This is a genomic window from Microbacterium istanbulense (assembly GCF_037204145.1).
Lineage (GTDB): Bacteria > Actinomycetota > Actinomycetes > Actinomycetales > Microbacteriaceae > Microbacterium > Microbacterium istanbulense.
The window spans coordinates 40,782-58,684 of record NZ_JBBDGN010000016.1 but is presented as its reverse complement, the minus strand read 5'-3'; the positions used below and the strand labels follow the sequence as shown (position 1 = coordinate 58,684).

The window sequence follows — 17,903 nt, the reverse complement described above, 5'->3', positions numbered from 1 at the left end:
TGGTCGACCGGGAGCTGGCCTTTCTGCCCGTGCTCTCGGACCGGGAGAGGGCGTTCGCGGCCGCGCTGATCGTGCGGCCGAGTGCGCTGCTGACGGGGCTGATCGCGTTGTTCGACACGGTGTGGTCGACCGCGACACCGATCGTGCTGGAGGCCGGCGCTGCCGATCCCGCGGTGGGTGTGGTGGATGACATGGATGCCCGCCTGCTGTCGTTCCTGCTCGCCGGCCAGACCGATGAGGCCGCGGCATCCCACCTCGGGGTGTCGTTGCGCACCGTGCAGCGCCGTGTGCGCGACCTGATGGACCGGGCGGGCGTGCGCACCCGGGTGCAGCTCGGATGGCACGCCGCGCGGGCCGGATGGGATGGGGCGGAGAAGGACTGAGGCTGGGCGGCGTACGGCATCCGTCCCGTGCGCTTCGCGCGGGATTGTGCGCTTCGCGCGGACGGATACGGCGGATGCCTCCGCGCGAGACGCACAACTCCGCGCGTGACGACGGCGGGGCGGCCTGGGATGTGGCTGGCCGTCGTGCTGACCGCGTCGGCCGTCTGAGTGAAAACGACGAAGGCCCCGGACTCATCCGGGGCCTTCGACCTATGGTGCGCGAGGGGGGACTTGAACTGACCTCGACCCGCTCGCGGCGCGAATCCGGATAGGGCTTTCTGCGGCATAAAATCAACGATCTACGGCATGTGACCTGTGGATAACTCCATCGCGATACCCCGACCTACAGGTTGCTTAGCACTTCTGTTAGCACTTTTTCGGCAACAGTATGGAGTGCACTCGCGCCGTTTCAGCGGCGGGCGCGGCGCCGCGTCGAGAGCTTGCGGATCGCATACACCGCACCTCCGATGATCGCGCCGCCCACCACCGCGAAGAGAAGCAAAGCGATGATCGCTTCGGTGGGTGAAGTCTCGCTCGCCGCGTCATTCAAGGTGGGAAGGGAGATCGCTGCCAGTGCTATCACCCCGACGAGGGCGGGTAGTAGGAACCAGAGCAGGTTCTTGCCTCGTTCGGACATGATTACTTACCTTTCGTCTCTCGGAGGATTCCGAGCGCTGCCAGTCCGGTTGCCCAGAGTGCGACGCCCGCGGTCGCCAGCCATGCGTCGCTCGCACCGGAGATGGCTGTGGATGCGAGCAACCCCAGGGTCTTGTCCGAGACAGCGCCAGCCCAGGCTTGGCCGGTGAACCCGGCGACCATCAGCGCGACGGGCAGGAGCAGATAGAGCGCCAGCACAACGAATGTCGTCGCAGCGGAGGAACGGCACAACGCGCCGACGCCTGCCCCGGCGAAGGCGAGCAGCGCTGTGGTCAAAAGCAGGCGGGCGAGACCGTCGGCCAGTCCACCTATCGCAAATGTGCCCGGTTCAACCGTGAGCATCGCCACCGTCCCCGCGAGTGCTACGACGAGGACGACCGCAACAGCGAGCGTCGCGTGGGCAGCACCGAGGGCGAGGAACTGTCGCCCCCTGGCCGGAACGAGTACTCTCACGAGCTCGATCGCGCCGGACTGGTGATCGCGAGCGACGGCAAGGGCGGCGCTGAACATGACGACGAACCCGACGACATCAGCGCTCAGAACGATCAGGTCGCTCGATACCGGCTCGTCAGAGCCGCCGGAGATGAACACGCGCACGGTGAAGATGGCTAGGGTGATCGCGGCAGCGGCGGAGAGGAACACCATCGTTGATCGTGTCCGCGCCGCGCGTCCAAGCTCCGCGCGGACCAATGTCAGAGCAGACGCTTTGACCATGTTCCCTTTTTCCGCCGCTGTGTTCGCCCGAGTCGCCGTCGTTCTGCTCATTCGCCCTCCTGGATAATCGTTTCACCGATCGCGTCTCGGTAGATGTCGTCGAGGGATCGTTCCCGTGTCGTGAGCTCGTCGAGGGCGATCCCCAGATGCGCTGCGACGTGAAACACTTCTCGTGCCGTCAGCCCTGAAATGACAACTCGACCGGTCACATCATGCGCGGACGTCGCACCACGCGCGCGCGTGGCTTGCGCCAGATCGTCTGGCCGTTCGGTGCGTGCGAGCACGTGCGGTCGGCTTTGTATAGCCAACTCGTCGAGCGTGCCGTCCAGCACGATCCGTCCCTTGTTGATGACCACGATGTTGTCTGCGATCAGAGCGAGCTCGCTCACGATGTGAGACGAGAGCAGGATGCCGACGCCTTCGTCGCGGAGCTGACGGATCAGGTCGCGAAGCCACGCGATGCCGCCGGGGTCGAGTCCGTTCAGCGGCTCATCCAGGATGAGGTGGCGGGGCGAGCCGAGCAGTGCGACGGCGATGCCCAGGCGCTGACGCATGCCGAGCGAAAGCTGCCCGACGCGGCGATCCCCCGCATCGGCTAGCCCCACGAGAGCGAGCAGCGATGTGCTTCGAGGCGTGACACCCTGCGTGCGCGCGCAGTAGTCCAGAACGTCCCGCGCACGGAGGTTCGGCATCAGCCATCGAGCATCCAGCAGGCTCCCGACCTCGCGGAGCGGCAGGCGCAGACTACGGTAGTCCCGGCCATCGAAGAGCGCCTGCCCCTGCTGGGCTGACGTCAGGCCGAGCGCCACTCGCATCGACGTGGACTTCCCCGCACCATTTGGACCGACGAACCCGGTGACACGTCCGTCGGGTACGACAAAGGACACGTCTACAATGATCGGACGGTGACCGATCGTCTTAGAGACGTTTTCAAAAGTGATCATGGCTTGGACTCCAGCGAGGGGCGGATGCAGGGGGCGGAATCGCTCACGGCGTTGCTCCGTTCGCTTTGACCAGAGACCTCTGACGCCGCGCAGCGGGTTCGTCGACACTGGCGACCACGTCACGCAGCCGACGCAAGCTGTCCGCTGAACAGTGCGTTCCTACGAAGCTTCGAGCGCCACCCGCATACAGATGGATCGAGAAGAAGAGCGGTCGATCCGCCCCTCTCAGGTGGATGCTCCCCACGGAGTGGCAAGAGCGTGCCTTGACGTAGGTCTCCGTTTGTGTCACGAGGTGACGTTTGATCTTCACGATGTCGTGCGAATCGATGCTCATCCCCAACACGAGCAATCGCCCAATCGACGTCATGATTCCCAGAGCGGCAAATGCGACCACAGCCACAATCACGATGCTCATTTCACGGTCCAGTAGGAGCACCGCTAGCGCGACCGGAACTGCGTAGACCAGTATTGCGCGGAAGACCTGGCGAAGTATCGGAGCAGGTCTGTCGACGAGGACCGCAGACTCCCGGACGAACTCGTGGAAATGCGATCGTGTGATTTGCCTCACGATTGTGTCGGGGAGCGAAGGAAGCACCACACTCGCGCCCACGTCGTCCGAGCCTTTGAAAGTCAGAACGGCGAGACGCGAGCGTCCGAGCATCTGCTCGACAAGAGAGCGTCGCACTGCGATGCCCTCGATGGACTTCAGGTCGATGTGCCTTTCCCGCTTTTCAACCAAGCCATAGCTGAGCACGAGCGTACGGTCACTGGTCAGCCGAGCCGAGAAGCCCTGATATCGCGAAACCGTCGCCAGCGTCCCGATCAGAACGAACCCAAGGATCGAGACGACAATCAGGACCGGCTGCGGGACGCTCTCAAACAGCTCGAACGCCCACGTGCTCACACCGAGATCCTCCAGAAGACCCCATGACGCGAACAGCACGGGAGGCGCGAGCAGCGCGAATCGCCCGTTGACGACACTCATCAGCGCAAGCTCGCGCCACGAGGCCCGATACACCTCGCCTGTGTACGCAGCAACGTCCGATGCGCCAGCAGCACCATCATGGTTGCGCACGAGCTGCCGCACGTCGGCGGCAGCCGCGGGATCGAGCGCACGAAAGACGACCGCGCCTCCAGCGGAGTCTGACTGGGTGAGCTGGAGACGACGGATTCCGAGGACACGGAAGAAGAGGCCGGCCTGCTCGTCGACGGCGGCGACAGAAGCCCACCCGAGGTGACGCTCCTGCCGGCGGAAGACGCCGGTGCGAACAGCCAGCATGTCAGGATCGAGCTGGTAAGTCTCCACGCTCCATCTCACGACGATCCACGCCACCCGCAGAGGCGCGTAGACGAATGCCGCGAGCGGGAGCAGGACCGACGCGATCGCACTTCCGTGACCCGCCCAGAAGAGAAGGGCGACGATCAGGAAAGCGAAAGACGCGAAGAACTGAACCGCCTCGACGATGAGGAGGCGCCAGGACGCTCGTTTCCAGGTCGTCGTCATTGAGGCGTGACCTCCAGAGCGCGCATCACCTGTGCACGGACAGCATCTGCGGACGCGGGGGTGACAGGCCCGAGCTTGACCGTGCCGCCGATCGTGCGGAAGACCACCATGGCCAGCCCGCAGCTCCTGAGCAGGGGGCCCCGCACGATGTCGACACTCAGAATCTGAACGGTGGAGATCGTCGTCTTGGACCTCATGAAGATCCCGTGTCGAACCTCGATCGTCGAGCGGTCATGGGTATACCGATAGGCGCGGTACTGAAGCCGATTCACGACCGCGATGTCAACAATTGCGCTCAAGACGCACAGCGGGAGAAGAACCCACAGCGCGATGAACACGATCCAATCGATGTTCACGAAAACGGCCGCCGCAGTAAGCAGCGCAGCAACCGGGACGGCTGCCACGAGGGTCCGTAGGTTCTCATACCTCAGGGCCGCGTGCGGGAGCGTTACGCCGTCCGCCGTAGTCGATCGATCATTTTGCGTGTCCATCACAACCATCTTCCGTCGTGCCTCCACTGTTTCATCTGTGACCTCGGACGCTTCACGATGCGTATCGTGACCCCGCGGCACCCGGTTCGCGCCGCAGGGTCACGAGACGCCTGTCAGGCTCTCAGAGCCCGAGGATGTTGAGGATCCGCTCGATGATCTGCTCGATGGTGAGCGTGCGGAGCCACCGCTCCACCGTCGCCCAGTTGCGCTGCACCCACGCGACGACGGCGTTGACCGCCGCGACGCCGTACTTCCACGCCAGGTCGAGGATCCTTCTGATGACAGCCCACATAGTGTGTTCCTTTGCCGTGAAACGGTCTTGCTCCGGACCACCCGGGACCGTCCGATCACAGCCTCACCACCCCTCCAACGGCCTGCCAGATACGAACGTATCCACCTCCGAAACCTTCGTACCGGCAACATCAATACGTCCATCGGCAGTCATCGGAGTTCGTCGAGATTGAGCGCTTCAACGTCGATGACGCTCTTCGTGATCGCGTAGATGAGCACCTGAACTCGGTCTCTGACACCCCACTTGGACATGACGCGCCCAAGGTTCGCCTTGACTGTCGGCTCCGCAAGATGAAGCTCACGTGCAATCTCTGCGTTGGACCGCCCCTGAGCGATTGCTTTCACGATGGACAGTTCGCGCGGCGTCAGAGGTTCACGGGTGGGCGCAGCGCTGCTCGCCTTCTCGGGGTCGGCCCGCAACGAGAGGATCAGATCCCGAGTCACGCGCGGAGAGATGACAGAGCGACCGGCGTGAACTTCCCGAATGGCTTCGAGGATGTCGTCGGGATCGGTGTCTTTGACGAGATATCCGGACGCTCCAGCACGCAGGGCGGGCACCACATGACGCTCCGTTGAGAACGTCGTCACCGCGAGCACCCGGACGTCGGAGCGAGCCGTCGTGATCCGACGAGTAGCCTCGATGCCCGAGACCCGCGGCATCTGCAGGTCCATCAAGACGACGTCCGGCAGTAGGCGCTCCGTAGCGGAGATCGCTTCCTCGCCGTCGACAGCTTCGCCCACCACGGTCATGTCGCCGCCAGTGTTCACGAAGATACGGAGTGCGTGGCGCACCAACGCCTCGTCGTCGGCGATCAGCACGCGTATCGATTCCACTCCGACCAGTCTACGGGGGCAGCCTGTCCTGGAGTCGATACGAAAGTCCCTGATTCTGAGTACTTTTGCACGCAGTGCAGCGCCCCCTCCCCTCGCGAGTCTTCCTTGCGGACACCGTCGCAAGGAGGATCTATGTTCGGGTTTGTTGCACTGTTCGGCTCGCAGGTCGTGCCGGCTGGGCCGATCATGTTGGAGCTGTGCCGCTTGCTGGGTATCTGCAAGTAGCCTGAGCCGCTGCCAGCCATCATGGGTAGGTGAAGAACACTCAGGGAGTCGCACCAGGCAATCGGCTGCCGATGCTCGGCGGGGTGGGGGCTCCCGGTTTCACGGGGCTCCCCCGCCGAGGCCGGGTCGCGCTGCTCATGCTGCTCGGCGTGATCCTGCTCGTCGACGTCGGACTGTATCTCAGCGATCCCTCTACTACGTGGAGGAGCGTACTGTTCGGCCTCGCAGCGACCCTCGCGACCGCGTTGTTCGCATGGTGGCCAGCCGCCGCCGCGACCAGTCTTCTGCTTGTGGCGCTGGTACAGATCACAGCGGGCCAGGACGGAAGCCAGTTTCTCTACCTAACAGCGGCCGCCGGGCTGGTCGTCTACACCAGTCCAGTGTGGTTCCTCGCGGTCTATGTCATCGCCGCGGCGAGCCTCACAATCCTCGCAACCGCCGCCCTCGGCGTCTTCGCAAGCACTGCCGTACCCGCACTTGCGCTGGTGATCACCGTTTCTTCATCTATCGGCTGGGCCCTGCGCACCGCACATGGACGGGAGCGCCGCCTCGCTCTGGACATCGCGCAGTTGGAGTACGCCCGTTCGGCCGCCATCGATGCGGAGAGGGAGCGTATCGCGGATGAACTGCACGACATCATCGCGCACGACGTGACGCTCGTCTCGATGCATGCCCGCGTCCTCGAACGTGTGGACGATCCGGCCCTGTATGCACAGTCCATCCAGGCCATCCGCACCAGTGCGGACCAGGCGTTGGCAGACATCCGACGAGTACTCCGCATCGTACGCGACGATCAGGCTACGCTCCTGGACCCGTCTGATACTGGTGGACCCGCATATCGGAATGGCCCGAATAGGGCTTGGTGGACTTAAGTTGTGGCCGAATCGCCGCAGGTCCTTTGGGAGCGTCACGACTGTCCACGTGCCCCGCATCAGAACGGGCTATCGGCCCGAGAAATGTCCCTGTGCTGCAGCACCATCATTGGGAAGTTGTTCACATCACCTTGAGGCGCAGCGGCCGCAAGCGGATCCTTCGGCATGCGCCGACGAATCCGCCAGGCGGTCAATAACAGCTCACCGAACGCCTCCGCCGCATCCTCCGCGTTTGGAATGCGACGTTGGAAGTAGCCGAGCAAGGCACTCCGGTTCTCGCGGATCACCGCTTCAAAGACGCTCACTGGCGACACTGATCCCTCTGGCCCTGCAACGAGATCGGCCACGCGTCGTCCATGGATTAACCGCGTTCCACGAGCTGCGCCGCCAACTGATCCCACACCAGATCGAACACCGCCATCTGCTTCCAGTCCGCGTCGCCCATCTCCTGACCGACCAGCTTCTCCCGAAGCTCGCTTCCTTCTTGCCGGTGTCTGCAGCCAGGGCCTCGACATCGACCGACTCGAGAATCTCTCGGGCGTCACGAGCCATCGGCGAGTCTTTCGAGTACCCAGCGTCATACTCAATTCGCATTGCAATGAAACAGCCGATTCCACGCAAGGGTGGGCCGGTGTTGATGTCGGCAAGGACACCTCTGGGTGCGCCTGGAGCCGAAGCGAGTGTTCTTGATGGCGCGGGTGGTGTTGACCTCCAGTGTGGTGGCTGCTAGCTTTCTCGTCATCGAACCGGTTCGACGAAGGGGTCGGAGTTTGGCTAATATCGGCGATATTGCGCGTCACCTCGGGGTCTCGCGCTCGACCGTGTCGTACGCACTTAGCGGGAAGCGGCCCGTGTCGCGCGAAACCAAGCAGCGCGTCGAAGCTGCGATCCGCAAACTCGACTATTGGCCTTCGGCTGCCGGACGTGCGCTTGCGACCGCCCGCTCGGAGATCCTCGCCCTGCTGTACCCGATGGGTGCGAGTGCCAGTCCCGCCATCGCGCTTCAGTTCGTCGACGGCGTCGCCCGCGCGTCTCGCGAGTTGGGCTACGACACCCTCCTTATCACGGGAAACGAGGGGATTCACGCGGTTGACCGGCTGACTCGTGCCAGGCAGGTGGACGGTTTCATCCTCCTCGACGTCGAGAAGGATGACCAGCGCCTCCCAGCGCTTCGCCGTTCGAAGCTCCCGAGTGTTCTCGTCGGTAATCCGGCGCACTGCGAGGACCTTGATCGGGTGGATCTGGACTGGACCGCTGTCGGCTCTGTGCTCGTGGAGCAGTTGGCTGCTCTCGGCCACGTTCATATCGGCGTTCTGTGGGCGCCGGCCATTACCCGCGGGCTGCACATGACCTACGCTGAGCACTTCCAGCAGGGTGTGTGGCGGGCAGTCGAGGGACTCGACCTCGCAATCGTCGACGTCCCCGCCGAACTCGACAATGAAGCGACGTATCGAGGTGTCATCGATGCGCTCCGTGAGCACCCTGAGCTGACGGCTTTCGTCGTCCAGCATGAGCCTGCCGTCGCGCCACTGAAGGCGGCCCTCGCTGCGACGGATAGGTCCATCCCCGCGGACGTTTCGATCGTTGGGGTCAACATTGATGCGCTCGACTCGGGACTTGTCACACCGATTTCAGGCGTGGGGAACCCTTCTCGCGAGCTCACGCGTGCGGCCGTCGAGCTTCTCGTCGCACGGCTGAACGGCGACGCTCGTGCTCCCACGGGGGTTGTGATTTCCCCCGCGTACACCGACCGTGGCACGGCCGGACCGGCCCCCGCCCTGAGAAACTTCGCGCCGGTTCGGTCACAGGCGTCGACTGAAGAGGAGGGGCTGCACAAGTGAAGTTCACCGAAGGCTACTGGGTGAAGAAGGAGGGTTACCTCGTCGAGCACCCCAGGCAGGTGCAGGAGATCGCCGCCGCTGCCCGAGGCATTGTCGCCTATGCGCCCACCCGCGTCGTCCACAAGCGCGGCGGCGAGCTTGACTCGCCCATGCTGACGACCACGGTCGAGGCCGTCGCTCCCGACGTCGTCCGCGTCCGGCAGGAGCACTTCCGCGGGACTGTCCGGCGTGGCCCGCACTTCCGTCTCGCTAAGGCTGACGTCACCCCGGAGGTGGCGATCGAGGGCAAGGTCGGTCGGCTCCGTGTCGGTGACCTCGAAGTCCGTATCGGCGGCGAAGACAGCTACGGCATCGACTTCTACGGTGGCGGCGAGCTGCTCACCTCCGTCGGTCCCCGAAGCACCGGAGTCGTTACGGCGCCCGACGGCACGAACTATATACATGAGCAGCTCACCCTCGATGTCGGCGACGCCGTTTACGGCCTCGGCGAGCGGTTCGGCCCAGCCGTGAAGAACGGTCAGACCGTCGACATTTGGAACGACGACGGTGGCACCGCGACCGAGCACGCGTACAAGAACGTCCCGTTCTACCTCACCAATGCCGGCTACGGCGTGCTGGTGAACCACACCGAGCACGTGTCGTTCGAGGTCGGCTCCGAGGTCAACACCCGGGTGCAGTTCTCCGTTGCGGGGCAGGCACTGGAATACCTGTTCATCTACGGTCCAACCCCGAAGGAGATCCTTGGCAAGTACACGGCGTTGACCGGTCGCGCCCCCCAGGTGCCGGCGTGGTCCTACGGGCTGTGGCTGTCAACGTCGTTCACCACCGACTACGCGGAGGACACAGTCAACGCCTTTGTCGACCGGATGGCAGAGTCCAGCGTTCCCCTCAGCGTCCTGCACTTCGACGCCTACTGGATGCGCGCCTCCCACTGGTGCGACTTCGTCTGGGACCCGGAGAAGTTTCCCGACCCCGCCGCGATGCTGCGGCGCTTCCACGACCGCGGACTGAGGATCAGCGTGTGGATCAATCCCTACATCGCGCAGCGCTCCCACCTCTTCGATGAGGGCATGGCGAACGGGTACCTCCTCCGCTCGAGCGACGGCGCCGTCCGGCAGTGGGACCATTGGCAGTCAGGGATGGCGTGGGTTGACTTCACCAACCCGGACGCCACGACATGGTGGAAGGGGGAGCTCAAGAAGCTGCTCTCCCAGGGTGTTGACGCCTTCAAGACGGACTTCGGCGAGCGAGTCCCGACCGACGTCGAGTGGTTCGACGGTTCCGACCCCGGGCAGATGCACAACTACTACAGCTACCTCTACAACCGGGCCGCTTTTGAAGCCATCGCCGAGGTGCACGGTGAGGCAGAGGCGATCGTCTTCGCCAGGTCCGCCACCGCCGGTGGGCAGGCCTTCCCGGTCCACTGGGGCGGAGACTCCGAGCCCACCTTCGTGTCCATGGCCGAAACCCTCCGCGGTGGACTGTCGCTCGGCATGTCGGGCTTCGGCTACTGGAGCCACGACATGGGCGGCTTCGAGGGCACCCCGCGCGACGATGTCTTCATCCGGTGGTTCCCGTTCGGGATGCTGACCTCGCATAGCCGCCTGCACGGCGCGCATTCCTATCGGGTACCGTGGAACTACGGCGAGACAGCGATGGCGGTTGCCCGTCGATTCGTCGCGCTGAAGAACCGGCTGATGCCGTATATCGGCACTCACGCTCGTGCCGTGACCGACGAGGGCCTGCCGCTGCTTCGCCACATGATCCTCGAATACCCCGACGACCGCGGGAGTACCCACGTCGACTCCCAATATCTGCTCGGCCCGGACCTCCTTGTCGCGCCGGTCTTCAGCGAGACCGGCGCTGTCGACGTCTACCTCCCGAGCGACGGGTGGACCGACGTCCTCTCCGGCCAGCATGTCGACCGCGCCGGATGGCACCACCAGGTCCACGAGCTCACCACGCTTCCGCTCCTAGTGCCGGACGGCACCGCACTGCCAGTGGGCGCCGACCCGACACGTCCGGACTACGACTGGCTCGACGACCTCACCCTCTACCTCTTCCGTCCGACGGAGGGGACACGGACGGTCACGGTCACGACGCCCGATGGCCGATCGGCCACGTTCCGCGTCAGGCGCGCCGGCAGCTCTGTCAGCGTCGCCACCGACAGCACCGACAGCTCGTGGCGGGTCGTCGTGATCGGTGCCTCACCGACGGTCGTGCGCGTCGGAATCGAAGACACCTCCGGCAGATACGGCGAGCTGTGCCCCGGCACGGCTCTCACTCCGACCGGCAGCTCGGTCGAGTTCGATATCTGAACCCAGTCCCCACTCGACCATGTAATACCGATACACACGCAACACCCCAAACAAAGGAGTCTGGTATGAGTATTCAGTCCAGGAGCAGGAAGCTGATCGCGGTTACGGCCGCAGCGACCGCGCTCTCGCTCGGTCTCGCCGCTTGTGGCGGCGGCGGCGGGAACACCGACAGCGCCGACGGAGACATCACCCTCGAGGTCTGGGACTACCTCGGCCAAGGGGTGAGCAACACCGCAATGGACTCGGCCGTCGCGGCGTTCGAGGAAGCCAACCCCGGGATCACCGTGAACCGCACATCATTCGCGTTCGCGGACCTGTCGAAATCGATCGTTCAGGGTGGAGTGGGCGGCCAGGTCCCCGATGTCGCCATCGTCGACGTCGTCGACACCCAGAACTTCGCCGCCCTCGGCCTGCTCCAGGACGTCACAGACACGGTGGCTGACCGCCAAGCGGAGTTCTTCGAAGGACCCTGGCAAAGCACCCAGTTCGACGGAAAGACCTACGGCCTCCCGTTGAACTCGAACAACCTCGCGCTCTACTACAACACGGCGATGTTCACTGAGGCAGGCGTCGACGTTCCGACGAACTGGGACGAGCTCCGGGCAGCCGCCGAGGCAACGACGACCGATGCGCATAACGGCATCGTGATGAGCGCCGTCAAGAACGAGCAGGGCACATTCCAATTCCTCCCGTTCCTATGGCAGACCGGGGGGGACCTCGATACCTTCGCGACGGACGGAGCTGAAGCACTCGGCTTCCTTAAGTCCCTGGTTGACGACGGCTCGATGTCCTCGTCCGTGGCGAACTACACGCAGGAGGACGCCCGGACACAGTTCGTCACCGGGAAGTCAGCGATGATGATCAATGGCCCATGGGAACTGCAGAACCTTGCGGACGCCGGCATTGACTTCGGTGTCGCGCCGCTGCCGGCCGGCGTTGAGGCGGCGACCGGTCTCGGCGGCGAGAACGTCGTGACGTTCGCCCAGGCGCCGCAGCCCGAGGCCGCCCAGGCGTTCCTCGAGTTCCTCACCGGTACCGAGGGTGCCACGATCTACTGCGACGAGTCGGGCCAGCTCTCCAGCCGCGTCGATCTGCAGGGCCAGCTCGCCCTCTCGGACGACCCCAACATGCAGGTGTTCGAGGACCAGCTCGACATCGCCCACGCCCGGGCATACGGCGCCAACTACCCGGAGATTTCCGCCGCCGTCCAGGAGGCCCTCCAGTTGGTGATCACCGGAGCCGAGTCACCCGAGGCCGCGGCCGAAGCCGCGGCCGAAAAGATCAACGGGCTCCTGGACTGACCATGACCAATCGTGTCCTCCCGAGTGAGGAGCAAGGCCGCCAGTCCCGGCGGCGGGTGGTATCAGCGCGAGACGTTGCCACCCGTCGCCTGGGGCTGGTCCTAGCCACCCCGGCGCTGATCTACATCGTCGTCTTCCTCGCTTTCCCGCTGATCTACAACCTGTACCTCAGCGTCACCGACGCCAGCGGCGCCAACCTCATCTCAGGCAACCTTTCCTTCAACAACTTCGAGAACTACGGCGTCGTCCTCAGCGACCCGGCCTTCTGGAACGCTGCGCTGCTGAGCCTGATCTTCACCGTCGCGTGCTTGGTGCTGCAATACATCCTCGGCTTCGCGCTGGCGTTGTACTTTCGCCACCCGTTCCTAGGCAACGGCCCCATCCGGGCGCTGCTGCTCGTCGGCTGGATCCTGCCACCTGTCGTCACCGGCACAATCTTCCGGTGGCTGTTCGACACGGACTACGGGCTCGTCAACTTCGTCCTGCAGAGCCTCGGCATCATCGACCAGCCGGTGCAGTGGCTGACCCAGGGTACGACGGCAATGTTCGCCGTCATCGTGGCAAACCTGTGGGTCGGCATCCCCTTCAACATGCTGTTGATCCTGTCCGGGCTGCACCTCATCGACGACGTGCTGTACGAGGCGGCGTCGGTCGATGGCGCCTCGCGGTGGCGGCAGTTCTGGAGCATCACGTTCCCGCTGATGGCGCCGGTGTCCATCTCGGTTCTCCTGCTCGGCGTCATCAACACTTACAAGGTCTTCGACCTCATCTACACGATGACCCGGGGTGGACCGGTCGACGCCACCACCACACTGCCGATCTACACCTATCTCGAGACATTCAGCTTCTTCGAGTTCGGCACGGGTGCCGCCGCCTCCGCATTGACGCTGCTACTGCCGCTCGCCCTCTCGTACTTCTATGTCAAGAGCCTCAACGAGGAGGAGAAGTGAGTACCTCTACCGCACTCCAGCCGCAACCGACTACCGCCGCCGGTGGCACGCATCGACGTCGAGGAGAGGGTCGGCGACGCGCGCTGCACACGATCAAACCGATCGTGGCCTGGCTGATCGCTGCTGCCTACCTTGTTCCGGTCTACTGGATGATCAATACGTCTCTGAAGACGTCGACCGACATGTTCGCCAGTCCGCCACAACTCGTGCCGGCGACGATCTACACGGGCTCCTACGCAGCGGTGTTCAGCGACCAGTATGGGATACCTCAGGCGTTCCTGAACAGTGTGATCATCTCGGTGTCGGTGCTCATCCTCACGATGCTGATCGCGGTGCCCGCGTCGTACGCTGTGGCGAGGCTCCGGGGCGGCGTGACAACGTCGATGATGATCATGCTCACCATTGTTCAACTCCTCCCCGCCATCGCGATCTCCGTGCCGCTGTTCGTGATGTTCCGGCAAGTGGAGCTGATCAACAGCTACCTGTCGATCATCCTGGCGGACGTCTCGGTCACGTTACCTTTCGCGGTCATCCTGCTCAGGCCTTACTTCAAGCTCTTCCCCGTCGAGGTGGAAGAGGCCGCGCGCCTCGACGGTCTCAGCACCGTCGGGACCATCATTCGGATCATCATGCCGACGATCCGTCCCGGTCTCATCATGATCGGTTCTTTCGCCTTTCTCATGGCGTGGGGCGAGTTCACGTTCGCGCTGACGCTGACCACCGAGCAGCGGATCCAGCCGCTCACGGTTGCGCTGAACCGGATCATCGGTCAATTCGGCACGAACTGGAACGACCTGATGGCCGTGGCCGTCGTCATCGCCGCGCCGGTGCTCATCCTCTTCATCGTTCTGCAGCGGTACATTGTCGCAGGCCTGGCGGGCGGCGCGACGAAGGGGTAGCCAGCCCGGAGAGCCGCACGTTTCGGCGAGTGTCAGCCGGTCGGTTGCCATCTCAACACTTCCGTTTCAAGGAGGAAGCGGTAAAACTCTGGATCAGCCCGACCACGTTCCCAAAAGGGTCGGTCAGCACGACGCCGCACTGGCGCACCACGGGCAACAACGCGACGCGCCCTACGGGCTACCTGAATTCGCGCAAGACCCGCCCGGTTCGTATTCGCAGTTCGCTGCGCCTTACGGGACAGCGGACCGTCTCGGGTGGGAGTTCTCCGAGTCGCGCAGTTGAGGGTAAGCCGCCCAGTCGCCGCCGGCGTGGGTGCTCCACCGCGCCGCAGTGTCCGCGGTGACGCCGATCAGGTCGGCGACGACGGCGGGCTGCAGGTCTCGGCTTAGGTTCATCAGCGCAACCAGACGCCCTTGCTGAACCGAGATGCCGGCGAGCCGCAGAGCCGCTAACACGCTGACGTTGGCCAGGTGCGCGCCGGGTCGAAGTCCACGGAAGACCCACTTGTCCTCGGCGACCGGTGACCGCGGCGGGACGTTGAGGACGCGTCGCAGGAGGTCTGCCAAACGCGGGGGCAACTGAACAGGGTCCGCGCCGAAAGCGACCGTGACCCTCTCCCCATCGACGGTGACGGCGGAGCGACGCAGCGTGACGATGCGGGTCACCGGGACACCGAACAGGAGGGTGAGCAGTCCGACCACGCGCGGGCCGAGGCTGATGTCTTCGCGGGTGAGGAGTATCCGCACCCATTCCCACCTCTGGTCGTCTGAGATGGAGGGGCCCCGCTGGAGTTGCGGGCGGTAGTCGCTTCGCAGCCGAGTGAGGTGTTGGGTTCGCGCCCACCGCAGGAATCGAACCAGCTGATAAGCGGGATCGCCGCGTCGGACGACGTATTCGTCGTGCATCCGTTGCGGGATGTTCCCGAGCGTAAATCCCGCATCGCGGATGGCGGCGAGGAACTTGCGGATCTCGATCAGTTCGTGCCGGGCACGTAACACGCGTTGCATCGGGTCGGTGCTCTCCACCGATTCGGCAAACCGCCGCTTCACCACCCATGAGGCGTACTGCTGCACGATGCCGCGGTCATGAGCGTCAGGTATCGACTGGAGCAGACCGCTCAGCCACACCTCGAACCGAACACGAGAAAAATCATCAGCAGGCACCGCGCCGGACTCGACCAGCAACGCCGCGACATAGGCTGTCGCGGCGGTCACACGCAGCTCGGCGACAGCCCGCAACGACACGGGCAGGTCTCCCGCGGCCATGCGGCGAATGATGCGTGCGCCGCCGCCCCCGGTCACCCACTCGAGCCGGGAGTTGGGGTTGGAGGGGCTGTTGAGCAGGTAGTTCTCCACGGCGAGGAGCTGGGGATGCGGCCGCCCGTCTGGGCCGGTGATCAATGAGCGGACTTTGTCTGGCAGAGCGCACGGCGCGCACCGCGCACCGTGCAGTCTGCGGTCATCCGTGCTGCACACCCGGCACCGCACGTACTTCTTGGCACCGGCACAACCCGCGCAAACGGCTGCCCCGTCACGGAGATAGGGAACCAGCTTGGCCGCGCCGCACATGCCGCACCTGCGGGGACGCGTGCGGATCGCGTTATAGCAGGCCAGGCAGAGCGGCTCGTCCTCGATGAGCGCCGCGACGGAGCGGGTCAGGTCGCATCGGCTGCATAAGGTCTCGGGTCGCCGGTAACACCGGCTGCACAGCGGTCCGTCCGTACCGAGCTTGGCCACCCAGGTCACCTGCCCGCAGGCACGGCATGGGGCGTGGTTGTCGGGATCGTTGCGGAAGCAGATGGAGCATTGCACCTGCCCGCCCACGATCCGCCAGCTGGTTTTGATTTGACCGCATCTCGCGCAAAGTCTCGATCCATCTGACCTGCAGCCGGCGCAGAACCTGCCGCCCTGTCCGTCTCGTAGAGGGAGGAGTCGGGCGCGTCCGCATCGGGAGCATGCGGGCAGGCGCAGGTCGGGGACGCCGCGGCGGGTCAGATCGACGATCATCCGTTGCACCGTCATCGACGCGTCCGGTGAGGCACTCACCAGCCGGCCCGGGTCAGCGAGCAGATCGCGCAACAGCATGGCCAGCCCCCGCGTGGTCGGCGCCGCGCTCATCGCGGACCAGATCACGCACGACGCGGGAACCTGCGGCGCGGCTACGGTGACCGCCTTGGCGAGGCTGACAAGAACCGCCGCAGGGTCCTCGCTGCTACGACGATGCATCTAGTCGGCCGCGGTGGTCGGGGGCCGGTGGATGCGGGCACGTGGTGGTCGCAGGTCGCCGATGGGGCGGCTGGTCGGCTCGGCGCCGACCGCTTGCTCCTCCACGATGCGGACCGTGATCAAATCCGCCGGCGTACAGCCCAGCGCCGCACACACCGCCCCGATCACCTGCATGCTGGCCCGCTCCGGTTTCTGGGTCACCAGTCGGAACACCTGCTCCCGCGACAGGAATACGCCGTACTCGGCAAGCAGCGGGATGAGCTCGGTGGTCTTGAACAGTTGGTGACCGGCCATCAACTGTCGCAGGTTCCATGTCGTCTGCACTTGCTTCATAGTTCTGCCTCCATCTGTCGGAACCGGGCCAGCGCCTCGGCGAGAACACGATTCTTGAAGTCACCGCTGACGCTCGTATAGATCGATGTCGTCGACGCGTGAAGATGACCCACCTGCTCTTGGACGAACTTGTCCGCGTACCCGTACTCGATCAGATGCGTGACATACGAGTGTCGCAGGCAATGCAAAGTCAACGCCGGATCCAACCCGGCCCCCTCACGCAGCGCGACGAAGCGGGCATCGACGTACTTCGCCGACACCCGGGTGTTCCGCTCGGTGACCCACATCGCAGCCAGATCTCGTGAACCGAACCGGTCACGGGCCTCCTCCACCCACTGGCTCATCCCTTCGATCCACCACGCCATCTCCGGCACCAGAAGCACCGTGCGCCGGCGAGGGTTACTCCCCCGGCTCGCTTTCGCAAACCGGACATGCAACGCGGCATACCTCCCCCACTTCGGAACCCGAGAGTTGTAATGCATGTCGGCCAGATCGAGGCCACGCAGCTCCGCCCGCCGCAGGCCGAACGCGTACGCGGTCTTGAACATCTGCGCATCCCGCAACGCCCCCAACGCACCCTTCCGGCCGCTCCGGGCGACCGCCTCGACCCGCTCATCCGCGTAGTCAAACAACTGCTGCACCTCGTCGAACGTCAACGCCCGACGACGCGGATTACCCTCATACTCCTGCACGTGCGCGGCCGTGTTCCACGGCAGACACACCTGCGACGGGGTTTCGCCGAACTGCCTTTCGCAGATCTCAACCCAGTCGTAATCCGGGCTGGTCAGGTAGTCGCAGAACCCGCGGATCCCGCCATGGACCGCCCGTATCGTCGAGCGGCCGCGGCCGCCCTGCCGATACGAATCGGTGAACTCGTCAAGGTCCGACGCCTGCCACTGCCAGGGGTACTTCTCCGTGAAGGCTTGGAACCGCTCAATCAGCGCCACCCGCGTCTGAATCGTCTGCGTCGCGAGATGACGGGCACGCTGCTGCTGCGCCCACGAGCCCACCATGGAACGCCACACCGCCTCCTCCACGCGCAGCACACCCATACCCAGGCTGGGCAGCAACGCGGAGCGAAGCTCACTGACCGACAGAAATTGTTGCATTTGATCAATCA

Annotated in this window: 17 protein-coding genes and 1 pseudogene; 7 read left to right on the top strand and 11 right to left on the bottom strand. The window is 64.5% G+C overall.

The window, feature by feature from the left end; all coding sequences use genetic code 11:
- A pseudogene (locus tag WDU93_RS13850) lies at positions 1-383 on the top strand (helix-turn-helix domain-containing protein); the annotation flags it as partial.
- A gap of 409 nt (positions 384-792) precedes the next feature.
- On the opposite strand, the gene WDU93_RS13845 reads toward WDU93_RS13850, so the two are convergent.
- The 7 genes from WDU93_RS13845 to WDU93_RS13815 all read right to left on the bottom strand — a co-directional run bounded on the left by WDU93_RS13845 (position 793) and on the right by WDU93_RS13815 (position 5,803).
- Positions 793-1,020 (bottom strand): hypothetical protein, encoded by a 228-nt coding sequence (locus WDU93_RS13845; RefSeq protein ID WP_337321656.1) that lies wholly within the window; start codon positions 1,018-1,020, stop codon positions 793-795.
- A 2-nt stretch (positions 1,021-1,022) separates the two neighbouring features.
- Complete coding sequence (locus tag WDU93_RS13840; protein WP_337321654.1) at positions 1,023-1,685, bottom strand: hypothetical protein; 663 nt, start codon at positions 1,683-1,685, stop codon at positions 1,023-1,025.
- 116 nt (positions 1,686-1,801) lie between these two features.
- A complete protein-coding gene (locus WDU93_RS13835; protein WP_337321652.1) occupies positions 1,802-2,698 on the bottom strand; it encodes an ATP-binding cassette domain-containing protein in 897 nt (298 codons plus the stop codon).
- A 43-nt stretch (positions 2,699-2,741) separates the two neighbouring features.
- Positions 2,742-4,202 (bottom strand): PH domain-containing protein, encoded by a 1,461-nt coding sequence (locus WDU93_RS13830; RefSeq protein WP_337321650.1) that lies wholly within the window; start codon positions 4,200-4,202, stop codon positions 2,742-2,744.
- On the bottom strand, positions 4,199-4,606 hold the full coding sequence (locus WDU93_RS13825; protein WP_337321648.1) for a PH domain-containing protein: 408 nt from the start codon (positions 4,604-4,606) through the stop codon (positions 4,199-4,201). Before WDU93_RS13825 ends, WDU93_RS13830 begins: the two co-directional genes overlap by 4 nt.
- Before the next feature lie 208 nt (positions 4,607-4,814).
- Positions 4,815-4,985: a hypothetical protein gene (locus WDU93_RS13820; RefSeq protein ID WP_337321646.1), complete on the bottom strand. Its 171-nt coding sequence runs from the start codon at positions 4,983-4,985 to the stop codon at positions 4,815-4,817.
- A 149-nt stretch (positions 4,986-5,134) separates the two neighbouring features.
- Positions 5,135-5,803: a response regulator transcription factor gene (locus WDU93_RS13815; RefSeq protein ID WP_337321644.1), complete on the bottom strand. Its 669-nt coding sequence runs from the start codon at positions 5,801-5,803 to the stop codon at positions 5,135-5,137.
- A 389-nt stretch (positions 5,804-6,192) separates the two neighbouring features.
- Here WDU93_RS13815 and WDU93_RS13810 point away from each other — a divergent pair, with 389 nt between their 5' ends.
- Positions 6,193-6,915, top strand: a complete 723-nt coding sequence (locus WDU93_RS13810) for a sensor histidine kinase (RefSeq protein WP_337321642.1) — start codon at positions 6,193-6,195, stop codon at positions 6,913-6,915.
- Positions 6,916-6,974: 59 nt separating this feature from the next.
- Here the strand turns inward: WDU93_RS13810 and WDU93_RS13805 are convergent, their stop codons facing one another.
- Positions 6,975-7,262, bottom strand: a complete 288-nt coding sequence (locus WDU93_RS13805; protein WP_337321640.1) for an RNA polymerase sigma factor — start codon at positions 7,260-7,262, stop codon at positions 6,975-6,977.
- A gap of 312 nt (positions 7,263-7,574) precedes the next feature.
- Here WDU93_RS13805 and WDU93_RS13800 point away from each other — a divergent pair, with 312 nt between their 5' ends.
- The 5 genes from WDU93_RS13800 to WDU93_RS13780 all read left to right on the top strand — a co-directional run bounded on the left by WDU93_RS13800 (position 7,575) and on the right by WDU93_RS13780 (position 14,224).
- Positions 7,575-8,756 (top strand): LacI family DNA-binding transcriptional regulator, encoded by a 1,182-nt coding sequence (locus tag WDU93_RS13800; protein ID WP_337321638.1) that lies wholly within the window; start codon positions 7,575-7,577, stop codon positions 8,754-8,756.
- The gene (gene yicI / locus WDU93_RS13795) at positions 8,753-11,074 is read left to right on the top strand and encodes an alpha-xylosidase (RefSeq protein WP_337321636.1); all 2,322 of its coding nucleotides are present in this window, start codon (positions 8,753-8,755) and stop codon (positions 11,072-11,074) included. Before WDU93_RS13800 ends, yicI begins: the two co-directional genes overlap by 4 nt.
- A 65-nt stretch (positions 11,075-11,139) precedes the next feature.
- A complete protein-coding gene (locus WDU93_RS13790) occupies positions 11,140-12,375 on the top strand; it encodes a sugar ABC transporter substrate-binding protein (RefSeq protein ID WP_337321634.1) in 1,236 nt (411 codons plus the stop codon).
- 2 nt (positions 12,376-12,377) lie between these two features.
- The gene (locus tag WDU93_RS13785) at positions 12,378-13,325 is read left to right on the top strand and encodes a carbohydrate ABC transporter permease (protein WP_337321632.1); all 948 of its coding nucleotides are present in this window, start codon (positions 12,378-12,380) and stop codon (positions 13,323-13,325) included.
- Entirely contained in the window at positions 13,322-14,224 is a 903-nt protein-coding gene (locus WDU93_RS13780) for a carbohydrate ABC transporter permease (RefSeq protein WP_337321630.1), read from the top strand. Before WDU93_RS13785 ends, WDU93_RS13780 begins: the two co-directional genes overlap by 4 nt.
- Before the next feature lie 231 nt (positions 14,225-14,455).
- Here the strand turns inward: WDU93_RS13780 and WDU93_RS13775 are convergent, their stop codons facing one another.
- From WDU93_RS13775 to WDU93_RS13765, 3 genes are read right to left on the bottom strand one after another with little or no spacing between them, the layout of a single operon-like run.
- On the bottom strand, positions 14,456-16,450 hold the full coding sequence (locus WDU93_RS13775; RefSeq protein ID WP_337321628.1) for a hypothetical protein: 1,995 nt from the start codon (positions 16,448-16,450) through the stop codon (positions 14,456-14,458).
- Positions 16,451-16,783, bottom strand: a complete 333-nt coding sequence (locus tag WDU93_RS13770; protein WP_337321626.1) for a helix-turn-helix domain-containing protein — start codon at positions 16,781-16,783, stop codon at positions 16,451-16,453.
- The gene (locus WDU93_RS13765) at positions 16,780-17,892 is read right to left on the bottom strand and encodes a tyrosine-type recombinase/integrase (protein WP_337321624.1); all 1,113 of its coding nucleotides are present in this window, start codon (positions 17,890-17,892) and stop codon (positions 16,780-16,782) included. Before WDU93_RS13765 ends, WDU93_RS13770 begins: the two co-directional genes overlap by 4 nt.
- Positions 17,893-17,903: the final 11 nt, after the last annotated feature.

Excerpts from the sequence above, each read along its gene's own strand:
- WDU93_RS13845 (WP_337321656.1), bottom strand. The coding sequence starts at position 1,020 with ATGTCCGAACGAGGCAAGAACCTGCTCTGGTTCCTACTACCCGCCCTC.
- WDU93_RS13840 (WP_337321654.1), bottom strand. The coding sequence starts at position 1,685 with ATGGTGTTCCTCTCCGCCGCTGCCGCGATCACCCTAGCCATCTTCACC.
- WDU93_RS13835 (WP_337321652.1), bottom strand. The coding sequence starts at position 2,698 with ATGATCACTTTTGAAAACGTCTCTAAGACGATCGGTCACCGTCCGATC.
- WDU93_RS13830 (WP_337321650.1), bottom strand. The coding sequence starts at position 4,202 with ATGACGACGACCTGGAAACGAGCGTCCTGGCGCCTCCTCATCGTCGAG.
- WDU93_RS13820 (WP_337321646.1), bottom strand. The coding sequence starts at position 4,985 with ATGTGGGCTGTCATCAGAAGGATCCTCGACCTGGCGTGGAAGTACGGC.
- WDU93_RS13790 (WP_337321634.1), top strand. The coding sequence starts at position 11,140 with ATGAGTATTCAGTCCAGGAGCAGGAAGCTGATCGCGGTTACGGCCGCA.
- WDU93_RS13785 (WP_337321632.1), top strand. The coding sequence starts at position 12,378 with ATGACCAATCGTGTCCTCCCGAGTGAGGAGCAAGGCCGCCAGTCCCGG.
- WDU93_RS13775 (WP_337321628.1), bottom strand. The coding sequence starts at position 16,450 with ATGCATCGTCGTAGCAGCGAGGACCCTGCGGCGGTTCTTGTCAGCCTC.
- WDU93_RS13770 (WP_337321626.1), bottom strand. The coding sequence starts at position 16,783 with ATGAAGCAAGTGCAGACGACATGGAACCTGCGACAGTTGATGGCCGGT.
- WDU93_RS13765 (WP_337321624.1), bottom strand. The coding sequence starts at position 17,892 with ATGCAACAATTTCTGTCGGTCAGTGAGCTTCGCTCCGCGTTGCTGCCC.